16 protein-coding genes are annotated in these 19,858 nt (G+C 41.3%); 7 read left to right on the top strand and 9 right to left on the bottom strand.

Features of this window, described 5'->3' with window-relative positions; genetic code table 11:
- Window positions 1-194 precede the first annotated feature (194 nt).
- The 5 genes from MHI51_RS02260 (at window position 195) to MHI51_RS02240 (ending at window position 5,657) form a co-directional block, all read left to right on the top strand.
- Window positions 195-1,085, top strand: coding sequence for a TetR/AcrR family transcriptional regulator (locus MHI51_RS02260; RefSeq protein WP_341000985.1), 891 nt, complete (start codon window positions 195-197; stop codon window positions 1,083-1,085).
- Between the two features lie 77 nt (window positions 1,086-1,162).
- On the top strand, window positions 1,163-1,852 hold the full coding sequence (locus tag MHI51_RS02255) for a response regulator transcription factor (protein ID WP_076124606.1): 690 nt from the start codon (window positions 1,163-1,165) through the stop codon (window positions 1,850-1,852).
- A complete protein-coding gene (locus tag MHI51_RS02250; RefSeq protein WP_076218981.1) occupies window positions 1,849-2,853 on the top strand; it encodes a sensor histidine kinase in 1,005 nt (334 codons plus the stop codon). Before MHI51_RS02255 ends, MHI51_RS02250 begins: the two co-directional genes overlap by 4 nt.
- Window positions 2,854-2,959: 106 nt before the next feature.
- Window positions 2,960-3,721 (top strand): ABC transporter ATP-binding protein, encoded by a 762-nt coding sequence (locus MHI51_RS02245; RefSeq protein WP_076192732.1) that lies wholly within the window; start codon window positions 2,960-2,962, stop codon window positions 3,719-3,721.
- Window positions 3,711-5,657, top strand: coding sequence for an FtsX-like permease family protein (locus tag MHI51_RS02240; protein ID WP_076218982.1), 1,947 nt, complete (start codon window positions 3,711-3,713; stop codon window positions 5,655-5,657). Before MHI51_RS02245 ends, MHI51_RS02240 begins: the two co-directional genes overlap by 11 nt.
- A gap of 213 nt (window positions 5,658-5,870) precedes the next feature.
- On the opposite strand, the gene MHI51_RS02235 is transcribed toward MHI51_RS02240, so the two are convergent.
- The gene (locus MHI51_RS02235) at window positions 5,871-6,542 is read right to left on the bottom strand and encodes an O-methyltransferase (protein WP_076275996.1); all 672 of its coding nucleotides are present in this window, start codon (window positions 6,540-6,542) and stop codon (window positions 5,871-5,873) included.
- A 339-nt stretch (window positions 6,543-6,881) separates the two neighbouring features.
- Here MHI51_RS02235 and MHI51_RS02230 point away from each other — a divergent pair, with 339 nt between their 5' ends.
- Window positions 6,882-7,778, top strand: coding sequence for a LysR family transcriptional regulator (locus MHI51_RS02230; RefSeq protein ID WP_076275995.1), 897 nt, complete (start codon window positions 6,882-6,884; stop codon window positions 7,776-7,778).
- Window positions 7,779-7,844: 66 nt separating this feature from the next.
- On the opposite strand, the gene MHI51_RS02225 is transcribed toward MHI51_RS02230, so the two are convergent.
- From MHI51_RS02225 to MHI51_RS02215, 3 genes are all read right to left on the bottom strand, one after another.
- A complete protein-coding gene (locus MHI51_RS02225) occupies window positions 7,845-8,327 on the bottom strand; it encodes an NUDIX hydrolase (protein WP_405173542.1) in 483 nt (160 codons plus the stop codon).
- Window positions 8,328-8,362: 35 nt separating this feature from the next.
- Window positions 8,363-10,078, bottom strand: coding sequence for an ABC transporter ATP-binding protein (locus MHI51_RS02220; RefSeq protein ID WP_076218984.1), 1,716 nt, complete (start codon window positions 10,076-10,078; stop codon window positions 8,363-8,365).
- Window positions 10,079-10,384: 306 nt separating this feature from the next.
- Window positions 10,385-12,637 (bottom strand): glycoside hydrolase family 127 protein, encoded by a 2,253-nt coding sequence (locus tag MHI51_RS02215; RefSeq protein WP_076218985.1) that lies wholly within the window; start codon window positions 12,635-12,637, stop codon window positions 10,385-10,387.
- 145 nt (window positions 12,638-12,782) lie between these two features.
- Between MHI51_RS02215 and MHI51_RS02210 the strand changes: the two genes are divergently transcribed.
- The gene (locus MHI51_RS02210; RefSeq protein ID WP_076218986.1) at window positions 12,783-13,676 is read left to right on the top strand and encodes a helix-turn-helix transcriptional regulator; all 894 of its coding nucleotides are present in this window, start codon (window positions 12,783-12,785) and stop codon (window positions 13,674-13,676) included.
- Between the two features lie 47 nt (window positions 13,677-13,723).
- Here the strand turns inward: MHI51_RS02210 and MHI51_RS02205 are convergent, their stop codons facing one another.
- From MHI51_RS02205 to MHI51_RS02185, 5 genes are all read right to left on the bottom strand, one after another.
- Entirely contained in the window at window positions 13,724-14,701 is a 978-nt protein-coding gene (locus MHI51_RS02205) for a phosphotransferase (RefSeq protein ID WP_339246063.1), read from the bottom strand.
- Window positions 14,702-14,803: 102 nt separating this feature from the next.
- Window positions 14,804-17,194 carry an ABC transporter permease gene (locus tag MHI51_RS02200; protein WP_405173541.1) on the bottom strand — a complete coding sequence of 797 codons (2,391 nt, stop codon included), beginning with the start codon at window positions 17,192-17,194 and terminating at the stop codon, window positions 14,804-14,806.
- Between the two features lie 265 nt (window positions 17,195-17,459).
- Window positions 17,460-19,034, bottom strand: coding sequence for a sigma-70 family RNA polymerase sigma factor (locus tag MHI51_RS02195; protein ID WP_340916272.1), 1,575 nt, complete (start codon window positions 19,032-19,034; stop codon window positions 17,460-17,462).
- A gap of 84 nt (window positions 19,035-19,118) precedes the next feature.
- Window positions 19,119-19,448, bottom strand: coding sequence for a carboxymuconolactone decarboxylase family protein (locus MHI51_RS02190; protein ID WP_076124622.1), 330 nt, complete (start codon window positions 19,446-19,448; stop codon window positions 19,119-19,121).
- Between the two features lies 1 nt (window position 19,449).
- The gene (locus tag MHI51_RS02185) at window positions 19,450-19,854 is read right to left on the bottom strand and encodes a tautomerase family protein (protein ID WP_405173540.1); all 405 of its coding nucleotides are present in this window, start codon (window positions 19,852-19,854) and stop codon (window positions 19,450-19,452) included.
- Window positions 19,855-19,858: the final 4 nt, after the last annotated feature.

Raw genomic sequence — 19,858 nt, 5'->3', positions numbered from 1 at the left:
CCATTCTATAATCATACCGTCGGTTCAATTTTGAACTTATGTTACAATGTAGAATATATTACTCTTATATTTACTGCTTGGCAAGTCAGAATTCATTTAAAAACTAAATTGTATTAAGTGGAAATATAAGCTAGTCTATTCTACGTGAAGTGTTTTTTTTGCACAAAAGAGTCCAGCTTAAAGGGGCACCTAAGATGATAAATAAACGGAAAGAGCAAGTGATTCAAAAAGCACATGAATTATTTATTGAAAAAGGCTACCACGCCACATCCATACAGGACATTCTGAATCACAGCCGGATCTCCAAAGGATCTTTTTATAATTATTTCCCTTCCAAGGGGGATCTCTTTAAAGCTGTATTCACCTCTATTCATGACCAGCTGGAAGAAGGCAGAAATGGCCTGCTCATTGGCCAGGACCCCTCTGACATTGATATATTCGCTAAACAAGTTCAACTGGTTATGAAAATCAATAAAAAAAATAAATTGTTGCAGCTGGTTGAAGATGCCCTAGTCTCCAATGATCCGGATTTAATTACGTTCATCAAAAAAACTAAATTCACCTTATTAACCTGGGTGCATGAACGTTTCCTGCATATATTTTCTGAAGATAAAAAACCCTATCTACTGGATGGAGCCATCATTTTCACAGGCATCTTGCAACATATGCTGCAAATTAACAGTGCCATGAATGAAGTCATTACCTCTCAACAAATCATTAATTATTGCACTACTCTTATCCAGACGATTGTTGAGGATGTAAGCGAAAAAGGAATGCAGCTTATCTCCCCCGATCATGTAGGGAAACTATTGCCTGTTGCTGAATACACTGATTTTTTTAATAATGATTTATCGTTTGCGACTGTAAGCTTAAAAAAAATCATTGATAAATCATTCGCCGCCGATGATCCCAGCCTGTCCAATGCACTGAAGCTGTTATATTTTATCCAAGAAGAGATCATGAACAATAAGGAACCAAGAGAGTTCTTAATCGAAAGCGCCCTGCTCTCCTTGAAAATGTGCCCTCAGTTTAATGAAACGAAGGAATTTGCACATTATCAGACAGTGTTATCTGCAATGCTCTAAGCACAATCAAAGTATGGCTTCAATCATTTAAGCGTATTCTAAACACAAGGCACGAAACTAAAAGTGTGGTGACCGATTTGTTCAAGCTTTTATTAATCGAAGATGATACAACGCTGTTTAATGAGATCAAAGAACGGCTTACGCAGTGGTCTTATGATGTATATGGCATTCAAGATTTCAACAATGTTACGCAGGAATTCACGGAAATCAAACCTGATTTAGTGATAATTGATATCCAATTACCCAAATTCGATGGATTTCATTGGTGCAGAATGATTCGCTCTCACTCTAATCTGCCGATTATCTTCTTATCCTCTCGGGATCATCCGACAGATATGGTGATGTCCATGCAGCTGGGAGCCGATGATTATATCCAAAAGCCCTTCCATTTCGATGTACTCATTGCCAAGGTGCAAGCCATTCTCCGGCGGGTGTACAATTACAATACGGATAACATTGAACTCAAAACGTGGTGCGGAGCTACCGTCGATTATGAGCGGAATTCAGTGACCAACGACACGGGAACGATTGAGCTTACCAAAAATGAGATTTTCATATTGAAATTGCTCATTGAGAAAAAGAATAAAATTGTCACCCGCGAGGAATTAATTAATAGCTTATGGGACGATAAGCGCTTTATTAGCGATAACACCCTTACCGTCAACGTAAATCGGCTGCGCAAAAAGCTCGACGAGCTTGAATTAGGGGCATTTATTGAGACGAAGGTTGGACAAGGCTACGTAGCCATTGAAGAGGATTCTCTATGATTAAAAAGTACCTGCTCGAAAGACTCGGTTGGATTTTTCTTTTTCTCTTTGTACATCTATTTATGCTCTTTATCACCTTTATGGACCCGACCATCCCCCTGTCTTCAGTGCTCTATCTGGTCTCTTTATCGATGATTTTTTTCGTAATTTTCCTAGTCATTCGCTATCCTAAGGAAACCAGATTTTATAAAAGCTTAAATGAGCGCGACGATGATCTCGATCTGACAAGCATCGCTCTTGCCGAAAGTCCTTTTGAGAAAATCATCGAAGAGAGCATCACCAACCAAGTGAGACTGTTAAAGCAGACTGCTTCAGACAATTTAATGAATTTGGAGCAAGAGAAGGATGAGCTGTTATCCTGGATTCATGAAGTAAAGACTCCACTGACCGCAATGCATCTAATGATTGAGCGTATAGAAGATGATGTTATGAAGGGGCACTTGACCTATGAGTGGCTGCGTATTCACCTGCTGCTGGATCAGCAGCTCCATCAAAGACGGATACCATTTATTGAAAACGATCTGTATATGGAGCAAATTGATATAGAAACGCTTATTTTTAGTGAGATTAAGACGTTACAGTCTTGGTGTATTCAGAAGGGAATCGGCTTTGAGTTGAACTTAGAAGCTGCCGAAGTGCTTAGTGATGCTAAATGGTTGGCTTTTATCCTCAGACAACTCCTAACCAACGCCGTAAAATATAGTGAAGCTTCTGATATTACAGTGAATAGCTACCAGCAAGCTGAACATATCGTTCTTGAGGTGAAGGATTGCGGGCGCGGGATAGATCCGAAGGACCTGCCGCGCATCTTCGACAGAGGGTTTACTTCCACTACTGTACATCGCGACAATGCCGCCACAGGCATGGGCTTATATTTAGCTCAGAAAGCAGCTCAATCCTTACTCATCATCATCGGGGTTCAATCCAAGCTCGGAGCGGGATCAACATTTACGCTAACCTTCCCACTCAAAAATGAATTCGTTAAAATCTCAAGCATGTGACAACAATGTCACATGCTTTTATATTTTGTTCGGGCAATCGCAGGATAAGAACAATAAACTTTTTTATAATAAAGCTATACAAGAAGAAACGAAGGAGTGAATCATTATGGCAATTCTAGAAGCTACTAAAATTCATAAAAGCTATGGCAATAAATTAAACAAACAATCCGTGTTAAGCGGACTCGATATTCGTATAGAAGAAGGCGAATTCGTTGGCATCATGGGGCCTTCCGGTTCAGGTAAAACCACCCTACTCAACGTACTCTCGTCGATCGACAAAATCAGTAACGGATCTATTACCATCGAGGGCAATGAAATTTCCAATATGAAAGAGAAGCAGCTTGCTGAATTTCGCAAGAATCATTTAGGTTTTATTTTTCAAGAATATAATCTCTTGGACACCCTGACGGTAAAGGAGAACATCCTGCTGCCACTATCCATTACCAATACACCCAAGAAAGCCGCCAATCAGAAATTCGAAAGTCTCGCAAAGGAATTGGGGATTTTGGAATTAAAAAATAAGTACCCCAATGAAATCTCTGGCGGTCAAAAACAACGTACCTCAGCAGCTCGTGCCTTCATTCATGATCCAAGTATTATTTTTGCTGATGAGCCTACCGGGGCGCTGGATTCTAAATCCGCTTCTGATTTATTAAATAAGCTAAGTGAACTCAATCAAAAACGAAGAGCAACCATCGTTATGGTTACACATGATCCAGTGGCTGCCAGTTATTGCAGTAGAGTTATTTTTATAAAAGATGGAAAAATCTATACGCAACTAAATAAAGGAGAACAATCAAGACAAGTTTTCTTCAATGACATTATAAAAACACAGGGTGTATTAGGCGGTGTGCAGAATGAGCATTAATGTACTAATGATTCGAAATCTGCGAAAAAACATCCGAAATTACTACCTATACGTGTTTGCGCTAGTTTTTAGTGTGGCCTTATATTTCGCCTTTGTCACCTTGCAATACGATCCCTCGATGGATGAGCTGGAAAGCTCTATCAAAGGGGGCGCAGCCATCACGGCTGCCTCGGTTTTACTAGTCGTAATTGTCTCTATTTTCCTGTTGTATGCTAATACGATCTTTATCAAACGACGCGGCAAAGAAATTGGCTTATTTCAGTTAATTGGAATGACCAAAAATAAAATTTTCCGCATTCTTTCGGCAGAAAACTTTATCCTATATTTCGGTTCCCTGATCCTAGGGATATTAGTAGGCTTTTCTATCTCAAAATTGATCCTCATGATCTTATTTAAAATAATGGGGGTCGATGCTATAGCCTCCCTTCATTTCTCTATCGAAGCTTTGATTCAGACGTTGATCGTATTTTGTGTGATTTATCTTTTGATCATGCTGATGAATTATGGATTTATTAAAAGACAAAGTATCTTATCCTTGTTCCGGGTAACCTCAACAACAGAAGGTACAGTGAAAAAGTTATCCTTCTTTGAAATGATCATAGGGATTGTCGGAATTGGCCTAATCCTACTGGGCTATGTGCTCTCCTCTAAATTACTTACCGACGACGTAACCTCAATGAATCAATTGGCTATATCCATGATTACTATTTTGGGATCCGTCATTATTGGGACCTATCTATTTTATAAAGGCTCGGTAAGTTTTATTTTTCATATCATTCGTAAGCGGAAAAACGGCTATCTGAACATTAGAGAGGTTCTATCTCTTTCCTCCATTATGTTTCGCATGAAATCCAATGCCGTATTATTGACCATCATCACAACGGTATCGGCACTAGCCCTGGGTTTATTATCCCTTAGCTACATTTCCTTTTACTCTGCTGAGAAAACTTCCAAGCAATATGTCCCAACGGATTTTGTATTCACGAATACCCAAGAGGCTGAACAATTTACAAAGATCCTAACGGCAAATGATTTAGTATTTACAGAAAGAAGGACCCAAGTCCTTCAGGTCGATGTAGATGTTGAAGAGATTCTTGTTAAAAAACCGGACGGAGACAATATGTTTTCAAATATTATGACCCTGGCGGTCATAAGTGAAAATGCACTTGAAGACGTTGATCTAACTCCAGATAAAGCTTATTTTACGAAATCAAGCAGTGCACTGGATAATTTTGTTACTATGAAAGATAAAGGTGCGATTGAACTCAAAGGGTTACATGAGGTTTTTCCACAGGATTATAAAAGATTAGATATCGAAAGTCCCATTTCAGGGTATTACACAGGTGGTGGCTTACCGGTTGCGGTTGTAGACGAATCGATCTTTAAGCGCTTAAAGAAGGATTTAGATCCTGCCCTTCAAAGGGGATCCTCCCTTAATATCGGGATTGATATGAAAGTCCGGGCCAGCGTTGAACAGGCAAATGAACTTTTCAAGACCTTGAAATTTGATGAGAAAAACAAACAAGACTCTCAATTAGAGTCGATAAAAGGTCAAAAACAAAATATGGGACTCATTATGTTTATCGTTGCTTTTCTGGGGTTAACCTTCTTGATTACCTCCGGATGTATTCTATACTTTAAACAAATGGATGAAAGTGAAAATGAAAAACCTAACTACACTATTCTGAGAAAGCTTGGATTCACGCAAGGCGATCTGCTCAGAGGTATACAGATGAAACAATTGTTCAACTTCGGTATTCCATTAGTCATAGGTCTGCTTCACAGCTACTTCGCCGTTAAATCCGGCTGGTTCTTATTCGGCACAGAGCTTTGGACACCGATGATTCTGGTGATGCTGTTATACACTGCTTTGTATTCGATCTTTGCAATATTGTCCGTCTTCTATTACAAAAAGGTGATTAAAGAGGCGCTTTAAAATAACGAAGGTGTTCCTAAAGCCATCATGGCTTAGGGACACCTTTGTTTGATTTGATATCATTTACAGGTAGGAGGCACCGGCATCTATCGGACACAGATGAACCTCTTTCTAAGCAATAGCGCCACTGGAGTCCGAAACCCTCTCTAAAGGTTAAAAATTCGCAAATAACGCCAACGGGGTCCGTAACGCTCAGAGGATCTGTCGAATCCCTCAGCTATTCACAATCCCCAATACAAATCCATCATAACCTTTGCTTCCCACCGTCTGAATGGCAGTAGCCGAAATTCTAGGCTCTTCAGCCAACAGATCATAAAATTCCCGTACGCCTACTACACGAGCGTCTTCGCTATTCTCGTTAATGACCTCCCCTTCCCGAATCACATTATCTCCAAGGATCACCGTTCCGGGCTGGGAGAATTGCAGCGACCACTTTAAATAGTTAGGATTATTCGGTTTATCGGCATCTATAAAAATAAAGTCGAAGGGTTCAACGCCCTCTTGTTTCATCTGAGACAGTTGCTCTAATGCATCCCCTACACGAAGCTCTACCAGATGATCCACCTCGGCAAGCGAAAGATTAGCTTTAGCTACCTGCGCATGAATAGGATCCAGCTCCAAGGTAACTATCTGTCCGTCAGACGGCAGGGCTCTTGCCATCCAAATCGTACTGTACCCGCCCAAGGTGCCAATCTCCAAAATCCGGCGTGCACCTTTCATTTGCACCAGTAGATTGAGGAATTTCCCCTGACTAGGCGAAACATCAAAGGGCGGCAGCCCTGCCTGTTGATTGGTGACCAACACTTCTTCCAACACAGCGTCCTGTGGAATCAGGCGCTCTGTAATATACTGATCGACTTTATCCCAAGTAGTCGTTTGATTCATATTTATCACTTCTCCTTTAGTATTGATTTTGGTTTAGATGAACTTATAATTTCCACATTTAGGGATCGTTCGTAACTACGAGGAGTGTTTGGACTTCCGGTCGCTGTTGTCTCCAGATTTCCTCAATTTAGACACTGTTCATGGTTGAAATCCGGAGACAAAGGCGATCGCTACGCTCCTACAGTTCCAAACCTCCTCTCCATTACTCCTTTCCCTAATCTCATCTTTCCAAGTTCATCTTTATATCTGTATTGTAAATCAGTTATAATCATAAATATAATATATCTTTAAATTTAATTTATATATTTAATATATGAATTGAAGGATGGGAGTTTAACCATGAACCTACATGCCTTACGCTTATTCCATGTAATCGCATCGGCAGGCAGTGTGACACGCGCTTCAGAAATTTTAAATATAAGTCAGCCTGCCATCACTGCGCAGATTAAGAAGTTCGAAAAGGAACTGTCCTTTGCCCTATTTAAACCTCAAGGCAGAGGAATTGCTTTAACGGATGCAGGGGAAGAGCTTACTATACTCGCCAAACGACTGTTCGCCGTAGAACAACAAATTGAGCAATTCGCTCAAGATTATGTTAACGGCAGTAACGGAAGTATCCGTCTAGCCGCAACGTATTTGCCTGCTCACTTTCTCATTCCTACCTGGATTGCAAAGTTTAAGCAGCAATATGAACAAGTGGAGATGATGATCACCACTACCAACTCAAGTGATGCCCTCAAGCAGCTGTTAAATGTAGATGTGGATATAGCTATTTATGGAGGAATCGCCGAGGCTTATCCAGATACAATCCAGACAGAGGAGTTATTTCAGGACGAGTTATGGTTTGTAGTCGCACCCGATCATCGTTATGCCAATCAGCAAGTTTCTCTAATCGAAATGATGAAGGAACCCTTCGTTATGCGTGAAGAAGGGAGTTCCACGCGGGAGCGATTATTATCTTTATGCCGCACATACAACACACCCGCTCCTATCATCTCTTTGCAATTTAATGGACTACATGAAGCCATCAAAGCCGTTATCGCCGGATATGGCGCAAACTTCGTTTCTTCATTAGTCGTACGCAAATATGTAGAGCGTGGAGAATTGTGCCGAGTATATGTAGAAGGCGTCCATCTGAAAAATACCATTGCGATCTGTACACGTAAAAATGAGCCCTTATCAGCAGCCGCAGTGAATTTAATTGAGATGATTCGTCACAATCCTTATACGATATAGCGGAATGATTGCTCATTCCCAACAAAAGAGGCCTTCCCTTTCGGGAAAGCCTCAAAGCTTCTTTTTTTACACCGTCCGATCCAATTTAACTTCAAACGCACCTCCAGTTACATAATCCATGTACCTAGTATTTCCGTCGAAATCCAAATAAGCTTGATAGCGGGTACGAATAGCCGCTGCAGAAATCAGATCCAGCACCTTCTCCTTGGCTACCCACATCACTTCAGATGTTTCCTCCGAAGTACTTAATTCTCCACCCACGGGCTTGCAGATAAAGTCTAACATGACCTTGGTAGGAACATCCGTCTCACCGTCATACCATTTATGCATACCTGTATTCGAATACACGCCAATCAATTGAGAAACAACAACATCTATTCCACTTTCCTCTTTAATCTCGCGAATTAGTGCATCCATTAGGTTTTCTCCAACTTCCACTTGTCCTCCAGGAAATCCCCAGCCACCATGATGTGTTTTTACTAAAAGAATATCTCCCTCTTCATTTATTGCAATTCCACCCACCGCTACAATATGTGTTGGCCAAGCCATAGATAGCATCTCTTTTTTTAGAAGAGTCTAGCAATTTATCGATAATCTGTAAACGATATTTTTCTATTCCATAACGCTTTAAAAGCTTCGCACTGTTCTATTAAATCATCAAACTTCCCTTCCCCAACAATTGATCCTTGATCCACTACCAATATCTTATCAACGTCTTTTATAAAATTAAGCCTGTGGGCCACAATGATGATAGTTTTATCCTTAAATTCATTCAAAATCGTCTCCATAAGACTTTGCTCAGTGATATTATCAAGCGCTGACACGGGCTCATCCAGAATTAGAATATTTCTTTTTTGGGCAATGACTCTGGCAAACGCTAATCGCTGTCTTTCGCCTCCTGATAATTTGAGACCTTTTTCGCCTACCAAAGTATCTAAGCGATCCGGTAAATGGCTTACTTTTTCCTGCAAATGAACTTTTCCCAGAATCTCATATAGCTCTTCATCGGACAGAGTATCCTCATCAAATACAATATTATCCCTTATCGTAGCATCAAAAATCGGCGTATCTTGGGATAGATAGGAAATATGATCATAGTAGCTATTCAAACGAATCTCATCGATATCCTTACCGTCCAGTAAGAGTTCACCTTCGCCCTTTTTTAATAACCCCACAATCAATTTAATCAGCGTAGATTTCCCGCCTCCACTTAATCCGACAATAGCAACGGAAGCTCCTCGCGTAAGCGAAAAAGACAGGTTATTCAGTATCTGCACATTCCCATAAGTAAAGGACACCTTCCTAAACTCAATATTGCCTTGGAGCTCAGTGATGGCTTCTCCGGATTCCAAGTTCTTATCTTCTGGGGCAGCAATAAATTCCTCGAATCTTCTGTAGGTCACTTTATTCAGTCTGTAATCTACAAATAAAACATTAAAGATGGCAATTGGGGTATAAATTTTATCGATGAACATAAACAATGCGACCACAATACCTAGTGAGGTCTCGCCTGCGACAATGCTTTTCACACCATAAATCAGGACAACAACTTTAATGATCGTGACAAATAACTCGAATATAGCAAAAAAAGCTTCATGAATCATTTTTAGCTGAGCATTTTTATGAATGATAGTGCGTGCGGTCTGGCTTAATTTATCGATCTCTTTCTCATATCTCTTGTTGGTTCTAAAGACGACCAATTCCATAAACCCGCGGATAGAGAATCCGGACATCTTTTCTTGCTCTTGGAGAATGGCAGCCTTCATGGCATACAGAAATTTCAACAACAGATTTGTTATCAGAAAGACGACCACATAGCCAGCTGCAATCACTAACATGATCCTTAGATCATAGAAGCTGATAAAGACTAGACTGAATAGAAGAGTAGGTAACAACTCATGTAGTGTTTTGAGAAAAAAAGAAAAAATAATGCTGTTTCCAGCCGCTGCCCCGTTCTCGATCACCTTAATCATCTGCCCTGTTCCCATATCCTGATACGCTTGATAATCCATTTTTGATATTTTGGACAGTGCAAGAATCTTTAACCGCTCCGTGATGCTGTTCGATAAAAACACACTCGGGTATTCGTCTATATAATTCAGGATCGCCACTCCAGCTAGCAGAGCTCCATACACTATAATTAATGTGGATATTTCACCAAAACTGTTGATTACCGTGGCCTTATCTAATATTTTTTGAAAGACAACAACCCCTAAACTACTTAACAGCTGAATGGCAAAACCCAATAAAATATAACCACATACCCACCACTTTAGATGAGCTAGACTCTTTTTTAACATATCATTTATCCCCTCTTTTAATTGAATGCAAAAAAGCCAGGCGCCCCTATCCCACTGTAAAAAACCATCCACAAATAAACGGTTCTCTAAGTTAAATAGGTTAAGTGCCTGGCTCTACAAAAATAGCTGCCTATGGCACCGTTCAAAGCTCTAGTTAGTTGTAACCAAAAGGGTAGATTCCCCCCTTGATAGCTGGTACGCGTTTCACCCAGCCCGATAACTAGTTCCTTGTAACGGTACGGAAAGACATCCATTTCACCTCAATTAAAAGAATTGTTCCTATTATAATTCTGTAAGCCTTTTTATTCAAGAGTTCCGTTTAACGATACGTAGTCCGGCCACTTGGCCAACCTTATGTCCTTCATGAGAAGCAAACTTGATCGTAACTGCTGATTTGCCGCTCGTGATCGGCTGCGGGAGTTCATAGCGAATCGTCTCCAGCTTATTCATCTCCTCAGACTCAAGAGTGCCTACACCAAGTTGCTCCCCATCCGCCAAAATATCAAATGCCAGCGAAGTATCGTTCGACTTCAGATACGTGACCACCAGATCCACTTGCTCATCCGGCAAAACTTCCATCGTGAAGGAGAACCAGCCATTGATCCAGCTGTCCCGATACTTGCGATTGTGGATTTTACCTAAGCCTACAAATTCACCTGTGAAATTATGATCGCGTTCAGGCTGCATTTCAGCAGGTTGTACCGAATCGACAGTTAACTGCTCAAGCAGCAAGTTATTCTCCACGGCTTCGCGATATTCAGCCTCTGCCAGCTTCCACTCTTCCGGTGTAAATAAATCCCAATACACGGAATAACGATGATCATGCATAGGGTAGAACGGACGAAGCTCATGATCCCCTGTATACCCTAAACCTTTCATCCGGAACACATTTTTGCTCACATTAGATTGGATGAGGTTGTTCGTCAGTGTGTCCCGATCTCCGATTAATACGGAAGCAAGGGCGCGATCGCTATTGGCCTCTGCATTTATAGGCCCAAAATCACCTGCGAGCACAAGTGGCCCGTAAAGGAATGCAACTCGGTTCGGATTATCCGGCATCGTCTCGATTCTCACCGACATCGGAATATCGTATTCGACAACGTCTCCATCCTGCCACTCTCTATCCAAAGTAAAGTAGTTAGATTTGCCTACATTTACTTGAACATCTTCACCATTTACGCTAACACTCATCCCTTGCTCAGCCCAGTAAGGATATCTTAGCTTTAATGTGAATTTCGTTGGCTGTCCTGCACTGATCCGCAGTACACCTTGTCCCTCTGCCGGGAACTTGGTCTCTTGCTGCAAGCTAATGCCTTGCTCTTTCCAAGCCACTGTAGAAGGTACGTACTGATTGACATAAAGCTCATCTGCACTATGGAAGTATATCGCCGAGCCATACATAGAATGGCTTTCCATTCCCGAACCTACACAACACGTAAAGCTTTCGAACTGCGAATTAAACGATTTATGTCCACCCATCTCGAGAGATACGAAGTAACATACCCGGCCATCTACCGGCTCCTGAGAGGCTAAGATGTGATTATACATCGCACGTTCGTAGTAATCTGCATACGCTGCATACGCATCCCATTGGAACATATGCTTAGTCAGCTTCAGCATGTTGTACGTGTTGCATGTCTCACAGGAACCTTCACCCAATCGATCATTTAACTTATCCGGTTCACCAAAATGCTCATTATAGCTGTTGCCACCGATCACATAAGAATGATGATTCACGACCCGATCCCAGAAGAAGCGGGAAATACCTGCATAATGCTCCTGCCCAGTTACCTCATATTGTCTAGCAGCTCCGATGATTTTTGGAATCTGTGTATTAGCATGTCTTCCAGTTAGGGTATCTTTTTCTACGGCCAGATCATTAAGCACTTCCCCATGATAAAAGCTTTCCGCTAACGCGAGGAAACGATCTTCTCCGGAATCCTCTGCCAAATCCGTCAGCGCTTCATTCATGCCGCCAAACTCACAACGCAGCACCTCTTGGATCTGATCTTTACTCAGCCCTGCAAAAATATCCTCAAGCCACAGCCCCAGCTTCGTTTCAATAACGAGCGCCTTCTGATTGCCGGCCAATCGATAAGCATCGCGAAGACCTGCAAACAGCTTATGCATCGTGTAAAGCGGCACCCAACCTCCGTTGAGGTCAAAGCCCTGTGAGCGAATGTCGCCTGCCTTCACTTCCTCAAATAACTCCTTGCCACGAGGAATGCCGGAAATAAAGCCATTGCCATGCGCATCCTGACATTGCTCTAATTCATCTACTACATAATTCACGCGTTGTAGCAGCTCTTCATTTCCCGTAGAGGCATACATTAACGCACATCCAGAAATATAATGGCCTAACGTATGGCCGCTAATACCCTGAGATTCCCAGCCCTCGTAGTGAGCAGCCTTAGGCTCTAAGCCAGCATATTCGCGAAAACGCGACAGAAGCCGATCTGCCTCAAGCTTAAGTAAATAATCAGTATTTAACTCCATCGCATGGAGAAGTGGACCTGAATCAATTCGTACGTTCTGTAGATCAAAAGCTTGCGTCTTCAATGAAATCGCTCCCTCGCAATCTTGTCAGGGTTAGATGACAAGTGTATATTTGTATCCATAAGATAACACCGGAACGTTGATTTGTCGGTAGATCAGTCGTACAAATAGTGGACAAACCCGACTTATTGAATACTAGGAGGACCGCATGAGCTATTTAAAAATAAATGCAGATGCACCTGTTCATTTTACAGCGGCAGGTGAATTTATCTCAGAAACACCATGGAAGCATGTAGAGCGTGTTATGGGGAACTACGAACTAATCATTGGCGTGAACGAAACCGTATATTTGAGTGAGGAGAACAAACAATTTGAAGTAGGCCCTGACGAAGCTCTTCTGCTCATGCCTAATCGCACACATGTCGGCTATAGAGAGTCACGACCCGGGGTTAAGTTTTATTGGTTTCATTTCGAACTGACAACCGAGGGGTTATTACTGAGTGAGGAGGAAATGAAGCCTGAGGCAGAAGAAATCTTTTCGCGCACACAGCGCTTATGGTCCGTACATGATCTATATCTGCCCCAAATCATAAAAATCCAACATAGTGACCGGATTCATATTCTGGCGAATCAAATCCTTCATGTGGCCAACTCGGGGTATTTAACCTATTCCAGCGTTAATTATTTGCTGACCTCGCTTTTAATTGAGCTGTCTGAGCATGCACTTCAGCCGTTCGCCAGTAAGCTGATCCGCGCACAGCAAGATGTCACCTTCGTCAAAATAGCTGAGTGGACAAGGATACATGCAAGCGAACCGCTTACCGTGGCCATCATCGCGGATAAATTCAATTACAACAAGGACTATTTAGCTCGGCTATTTAAACAGCATACCTCCATGGGGCCATTGGAATATATCCATTCAGTACGTGTGACTAAAGCGAAGGAGCTACTAACCAGAACCGCATTAAGCGTGAGGGACATCGCGACAGAGACGGGATTCACCGACGATAAATATTTCATGCGCCTCTTCCGAAAATACGAAAACATGACGCCCACCCAATATCGTAACGCTTATCATAAGACGTTTATGAATAATGACTGAAGTAAAGCCACCCCTAAATATGGAGTGGCTTCTTGTTTGGGTATTGTCTATTGGATAGAATGAACTTCACACCAATTACGTAGGAATTGCAGATTAGTATTGAAGTAATGATCGTTTTGCCACCCACAACTCCAAACCTGTGCGTTCCCTGTGTGCAGACCCATCAACCATATCTCCCGGATAGCAACAAATATAGGGATTGCCTTTAAATCGTTCTCAGATAATACTTTATGCTTTTGGTATGAATCCAGGAAAACAGTCCATTGTTCATTGTCAAAATGCTCTCGTTCTTTCCCTCTAACCCTTGACCACAAAAACACGGAAACATCATAGGCCCTCCAGCCAAAACCTCCGCAATCAAAGTCGAAATGAGTCAGGGTATCCTCGTAGAAATGTACGTTCGCTCCATGAAGATCACCATGACATGCCCCCCAATCCAGCTCTGATGAGATTTCAGCTATGCTATTTGCCAATACTTCCGACAAAGATTCTAGATAATCGATATCCTCTTGCCTGTGGGATAAAGGCTTGCGAATCGATTGAAGCGGTTCTTTAAGCAGATGATCCAGATTAAGCGTAAATCTTTGCTGCCCACATTCGAAATCATCCATAGCCAGATGCATCTTAGCCACTTGTTCACCGTATAATTCACAGCTAGCTTTTCCATCGGAATAATTGCCTTTTGCAAAAGTAAACAGAACTGCGTAACGTGTTCCTTCAGGAGCCTCCAGCTCAATTAGGTAACCACCCTCCCTGCTGATTACCGGAGCCGATACCGGGATATTCTTCTTATTTAAGTGATTCAATAACTCCAGTTCAAAATCAATCTCATGTTTATTTCGCCAATGAGCTTTATAGATCCTAAGAATGTATTTATCAATAGAGGTCTTTAGTAAATAGGTATCATTAAGTCCGTTCTCATAAAAACCACACTCCAGAACATCCCCGATTTCATAAAGATCATTAATTACGGGTACTATGGCATGGGAAGAAATTACGGAATGATACACCGGTAGTTTCAGCATATAAATCACCCTTCAACGTTAATTGCTACTCACTATTTATTTTCACGTTTGGCCCGTATAAAGGCGAGGGATTTATTAAATATAGCTAAACTTTCCGCATCGTTAATTTAATTGCTCTATAATGCTCTGCTTCGATATTGATCGTCTAACAAACTGAACCATACCAGTCTGGACAAGTAAAATAACCAAGAAATACAGGAAAATAGCACTCCAAGGGAATTGGTATTGAATGTAGGAAAGCCCCCCCATATTCCCTGCACTCTTACTTATCATGTATCCCATTAGATTGCCCGTAAAAAGAGCCATCGTAAAGCTTCCAACCACTAAAAATCCTGTTTCATAGGTTAACATAGCCATTAATTGTTTTCGGCTCATTCCTATGGCTTGCATAAGGCCTAGCTCCCCTTTTCTTGCAGAAATAGTGGTGATTATGGTGTTCAAGAGATTGATCATACTGAATACTGCTATAAAAACCATAAAACTATACACTGAAATAGTGATAGTTCTAAAAGCAATTCTATTGGATTCCACAACTTCGGAAAAAGACAATAATTTGAGTGTATCCTCATTGAGAATCACACCCTCTAACTCACTCTTTATTGACTCTTCATTCGATTTATCCATAGTAATAACTTCGTAGCTCTTATTGCTATTAAAAGGGGCTACAGTTTGCATTACTTTGGGTGGAAGATAAAATGAAGTTCCTGAATTCTTATCCGTAATATCTCCAATGATCTCAAAATCATGTTTAACCTTCTCCTGATCATTAGCAATTATGAATGAAATATGATCACCGACAGCGTAATGAGCCCCGTAATAATCTAAGTCACTACTGGCGCTGTTAAGGAGAATGTAGGATGCATCCGACGAATCAACATCCGGGATCTTCCCCTCAGCCAAATGACTACTCCATCTTTCGTTGTTTAACGTAGGGATATTCTCAATACTGACTATCGCGGCCCCGTCATCCGTTTTTATTCCTTCGATAGCAGCTTCAATATACTGATGTTCGATTACGTCCTCAACTTCATTTATAGCTAAGATTTTATTTTTTAAAGAAGTAGATAGTTGCCCTTCCGTCTGAAGATCACTTAATGAGGTTGTTTCAGAATACAACTCATTATTAATTTGAATATCAAACCGACCATGATTCGGAAAATATTTCTCTGCTTTTGAGATTGGATCGACCGAGTTTAACAATGTCCCCAAGGAAACAAATAGCGTTCCGCTTAAAAAAAGAGACAGCAAAGTCAACACCGTCTTTTTCCTGCTTCTTGATAAGTTCAATGCAGCTAAAGAAAATGGTGTGAGTCTTTTCGAGTTTCTTTTCTCCTTTTTTGTATTAACATCGGCATCTACATGTCTAATCGCCGTTATAGGAGAGATTCTTGATGCGAATTTAGATGGTGCGTTTAATGAAGCTCTAACTGTTACTTTGGTGAGCAAACCTGCTAAAAATGCAAGTAAAAAACTTGGAACTGCATTCCAGTGAAAGCCACTTAAAATCCAGCTCATTAAACATCCAAAAATAACTCCAATAGGGATATATTTTCTTGAAAGATTTTTCCCTTCATATAGAACTAGCTGTTTTATCTGCCTTTTTGTTGCACCGATTGCTCTAAGTTGTCCGTATTGTTTAATTCGCTTAGTAATTGAAATATAAAAGATATTGTAGATGACAAGCCAACAAGCCAGTGCGATAATCAGCATGATAGACAAGATGGATATCACAGTGCTTCCTGACAGATTATTACTGTCCACATTCACATTATTGATCTGAACATTTCTCTCAGAGATACCCATTCGCTGCCCTATTTCTTTGATTTTTGACTTCAGTTCCTCGTTGGAATAACTGCTGCTGTTGTTGATGCTAATTGCCGCGGAGAAATCCTCTTTGGAAAGAAACGGATCTTCCTCAACGAACGCGCCTGATACCAGAGCATTGTAGCCGATTCGATTCTCGTTACCTGATGCGGTTGTTTGCAGAATTCCAGAAATCACAAATTGGCTGGTTTGAAATTCTTTGCTGGCATTGTTTCTAAATTGCAAAGAAATAGAATCGCCAAGCCCCAGGCTTCGATCATCGGATAACTGAAAGTCTTTTTCTATTGCAATTTCATTTTCTTTTGTAGGGAACTTCCCCAGAACGATATTGGCATTTGATAAATCCATCATGGCTTGATCCGTGTAGAGAATGGACAATAAACGTTCTTCTTTTTTCTCTCTGCCTATTTCCTTATAGAGTCCGATTTTATTAATTCCCTCTATTTCTTTCAATCGTGAGATTTCATTGTTATTGAGATTATAGAATAAAGCCTGGAAATTCGACTCATGTTGTAGGTTAGTAAAAGAATTATAACCAAAGGTCATTACAACAGTTAATAAAAACGCAGCTAAAGCTATCACACTGCCTACAAAGTAATTTTTGGTTTTTTCCGCTTTTAAATTTGCTTTTGCAATTCTTATCATTGCTGTTTTATTCTGTATGGACATTGATACATCATCCTCCTATCGTATAACGAATATTCCTCCCTTTGCATCATCAAGTGAATACTTTCACTATTTATTCTATAGATAATATTCTCCAACAAAGATCAATCACCCTTTAAATAGATGATATATACTATATTTACTATTCATATAATATATGGATACAACAAAAAAGACTTCCCCCTCTGGAGCGTTTGAGTATCTCCAAGTTAGTGGAAGTCTTTTTATGCTCAATATGCCTTGGGTAGCAAACATTTAGATTAATAAATTACGCCTCGGCACTTCTCTCCTGAAGCGCACCGACCAACGGATTCCACCGCCAGCGCGGAGTCAATCCTTGCAGATGTACACCTCCAAACCACTCATCGCTGCCATTCTTCTGCACCCAGTCTTCGTTTCCAGCTATTACACTCTTACCTAGCTCTGTTAATACAAGCCCACAGTCTTTAAATTGCATTACTGAATCGTTATAAACAGGGAACTCATTGCATCCATGAGTTTGTAGCAAAGGGTACGTGCCTTGTACCATCTTTCTTAGGATATGCCAATATTGCAAGTCGCCCATTCCCAAGATATGAAGCTTATCACCCACATTTTTGAACAGCTCATAGGGTGATTTTATTCCCTCATGGATCATCTCCAGCGTGATTTGTTCTACGATGCCAAGTCCGTTTGTAGTAGAAGGAAAGCGCGATAAATGCGCCCGGAAGGCGTCATGTGCAAAGGGTAACGCCGATGTATCTGTAGTTAATCGTTGTTGCAGTAATTCTGGATTCGGTGATACATAGGCTTCCCAGAGTGCTTGACCTGCTTCTAATTCTTTGGCTCCGATTAGCTTCCATGTGCCTGATAATGTTTCCATCTGCTCTATAGAAAGTTGTCCAAGTCCTCGAAATAACTTTATTCCCGGATACTCTCCAATGCATAGTAAGCTTAGCTTGGTGGTTAACATTTTCTGCTTCGAGAACCAATGGAGTAAATAACTGAGCATCGTCTGATCGAAAAGGTCATGCTCGAACCATAACACCACTTCTTCATATTTATGGAAATCAGCTAAAATCTTCTCTTGCCTCTCACTATTGGCGATAAATTCCCTCTGCGGAATCCCCATCGTTTGTTCCAAATATTGCGCTCGAACAGCGCGGTTATCTCCATCGGCAGGATCCAAAAATACCGGCCCATGCGAATATACCTCTCTCCACACTAGTACATCACCTTTCACGATTCCTTGCCGCAGCTTCTCTCCCACTACATCTCCATTTACAATGTGAAGCACAGCTTTTCCCCCTTCGTACAAATGGTTGAATACGGAAAGAACATCTGCCACAGGCAATGCACCTTTCAGCTTGCGGCGGGCATCAAAAAGTCGCTTCTTCAATACCGAAACCGAAGTCCCCAGAAAGTCAGCAATCTCTTGTAGTGAGTAGCCTTGAAAATAATATAATTGAACGGCAATCCGCATATTGGACGTTAATGCAGCTATAGACTCGTGAACCAGCCGTTGGGTTTCCTTTTTCTCAATAATATCTGCTATAGAAAATGAAGATTCTGTCGCTTGCGCAGCTTCATCGTAGGGTAATGCAGGATGCTGCTTTCTTCGCAAGATGCGATAACATTGCCGCACCACAATAGCTTTAAACCAGCCCGGGAATGCCTCTACTGCTCGTAATTTATTCAAATGCAAAAAGGCTTCTGTGAAAGCTTCCTGCACAGCATCTTCCGCTAATTGATAGTCACGCAGCTTTTCGAACGCAACTGCATTGGCCATCGGTGTAAAGTGCTTAACAATCTGTTCAAAAGCTTGTCGGTCTCCTTGTTTAGCCTCTTCGATATACTGAAGCATCTGTCCTCCGCTCCCTTCTTCCGTATTATATACAAGTGCCAATGAAGTTCCTAAAGGTTACGGATGGGATTGAAAAGTCAGACGTTATTTATTTTTTCCTATTACATCCTTTGCAACCTCTAGAGCTGAAGAGGCTCGCGGCCAACCTACATAAAAAGAAAGGTGGGTGATGGCCTCCACGATTTCTTCAAGTTGTAAGCCGTTCTCTAAAGCCAAGTGCAGATGATAGGGGAGTTGTTCCGTCATGCCCCCCATCACCAAGGCAGAAATCGTAATCATGCTACGATCCCGAAGTGATAATTGCTCACGTCTCCATAAGTCCCCAAATAACACATTTTCCGAGTAGTCGACGAATGCCGGAGCGAACTCCCCTAACGATTCCCGTACATTTGTGACGATTTTCTGATGCGCCATATTACACCTCCCTAACCGGAGGTTGTAGCATTTGAGCAACACCGTTACCAAACGACCAATCTTCGAATTCCGTATCGACGAGCACAATGAATATATCTTCTTTTCTGATGTTTAGCGTCATCGATAATTCCTCGGCTAGCCTCGCGTAAAAGCTTTTCTTCTGTTCCGTTGATCTTCCGGATTTTAGCGTAACTTGGATATATATCAGTCCGTCGCTTCGTTCAATATTTAAATAATCTTTACTATAAAAAAATTCCCCCGCTTTATGCGAATGAAAAACCTGAAACATATCATCCTCCGGTACATGGAAATGCTGAATTAACGCGCTCATAATCGCTCTGCATATTCCTTCTAGCTGATGAATGTCGTATTGTTGCTCCAGATAACTGACTCTAATGAATGGCATTTTA

It is taken from the genome of Paenibacillus sp. FSL H8-0260 (genome assembly GCF_045040625.1).
GTDB classification, from domain to species: domain Bacteria; phylum Bacillota; class Bacilli; order Paenibacillales; family Paenibacillaceae; genus Paenibacillus_AQ; species Paenibacillus_AQ odorifer.
The sequence above is the reverse complement of the archived record's forward strand: the minus strand, read 5'-3'. Positions and strand labels throughout refer to the sequence as shown.

What these genes read in the sequence shown, in the direction of transcription:
- MHI51_RS02195 (WP_340916272.1), bottom strand. Translation starts at nt 19,034, where the DNA reads ATGCTTCAGTATATCGAAGAGGCTAAACAAGGAGACCGACAAGCTTTT.
- MHI51_RS02230 (WP_076275995.1), top strand. Translation starts at nt 6,882, where the DNA reads ATGAACCTACATGCCTTACGCTTATTCCATGTAATCGCATCGGCAGGC.
- MHI51_RS02225 (WP_405173542.1), bottom strand. Translation starts at nt 8,327, where the DNA reads ATGGCTTGGCCAACACATATTGTAGCGGTGGGTGGAATTGCAATAAAT.
- MHI51_RS02190 (WP_076124622.1), bottom strand. Translation starts at nt 19,448, where the DNA reads ATGGCGCATCAGAAAATCGTCACAAATGTACGGGAATCGTTAGGGGAG.
- MHI51_RS02205 (WP_339246063.1), bottom strand. Translation starts at nt 14,701, where the DNA reads ATGCTGAAACTACCGGTGTATCATTCCGTAATTTCTTCCCATGCCATA.
- MHI51_RS02210 (WP_076218986.1), top strand. Translation starts at nt 12,783, where the DNA reads ATGAGCTATTTAAAAATAAATGCAGATGCACCTGTTCATTTTACAGCG.
- MHI51_RS02260 (WP_341000985.1), top strand. Translation starts at nt 195, where the DNA reads ATGATAAATAAACGGAAAGAGCAAGTGATTCAAAAAGCACATGAATTA.
- MHI51_RS02220 (WP_076218984.1), bottom strand. Translation starts at nt 10,078, where the DNA reads ATGTTAAAAAAGAGTCTAGCTCATCTAAAGTGGTGGGTATGTGGTTAT.
- MHI51_RS02245 (WP_076192732.1), top strand. Translation starts at nt 2,960, where the DNA reads ATGGCAATTCTAGAAGCTACTAAAATTCATAAAAGCTATGGCAATAAA.
- MHI51_RS02240 (WP_076218982.1), top strand. Translation starts at nt 3,711, where the DNA reads ATGAGCATTAATGTACTAATGATTCGAAATCTGCGAAAAAACATCCGA.
- MHI51_RS02235 (WP_076275996.1), bottom strand. Translation starts at nt 6,542, where the DNA reads ATGAATCAAACGACTACTTGGGATAAAGTCGATCAGTATATTACAGAG.
- MHI51_RS02200 (WP_405173541.1), bottom strand. Translation starts at nt 17,194, where the DNA reads ATGTCCATACAGAATAAAACAGCAATGATAAGAATTGCAAAAGCAAAT.
- MHI51_RS02250 (WP_076218981.1), top strand. Translation starts at nt 1,849, where the DNA reads ATGATTAAAAAGTACCTGCTCGAAAGACTCGGTTGGATTTTTCTTTTT.
- MHI51_RS02185 (WP_405173540.1), bottom strand. Translation starts at nt 19,854, where the DNA reads ATGCCATTCATTAGAGTCAGTTATCTGGAGCAACAATACGACATTCAT.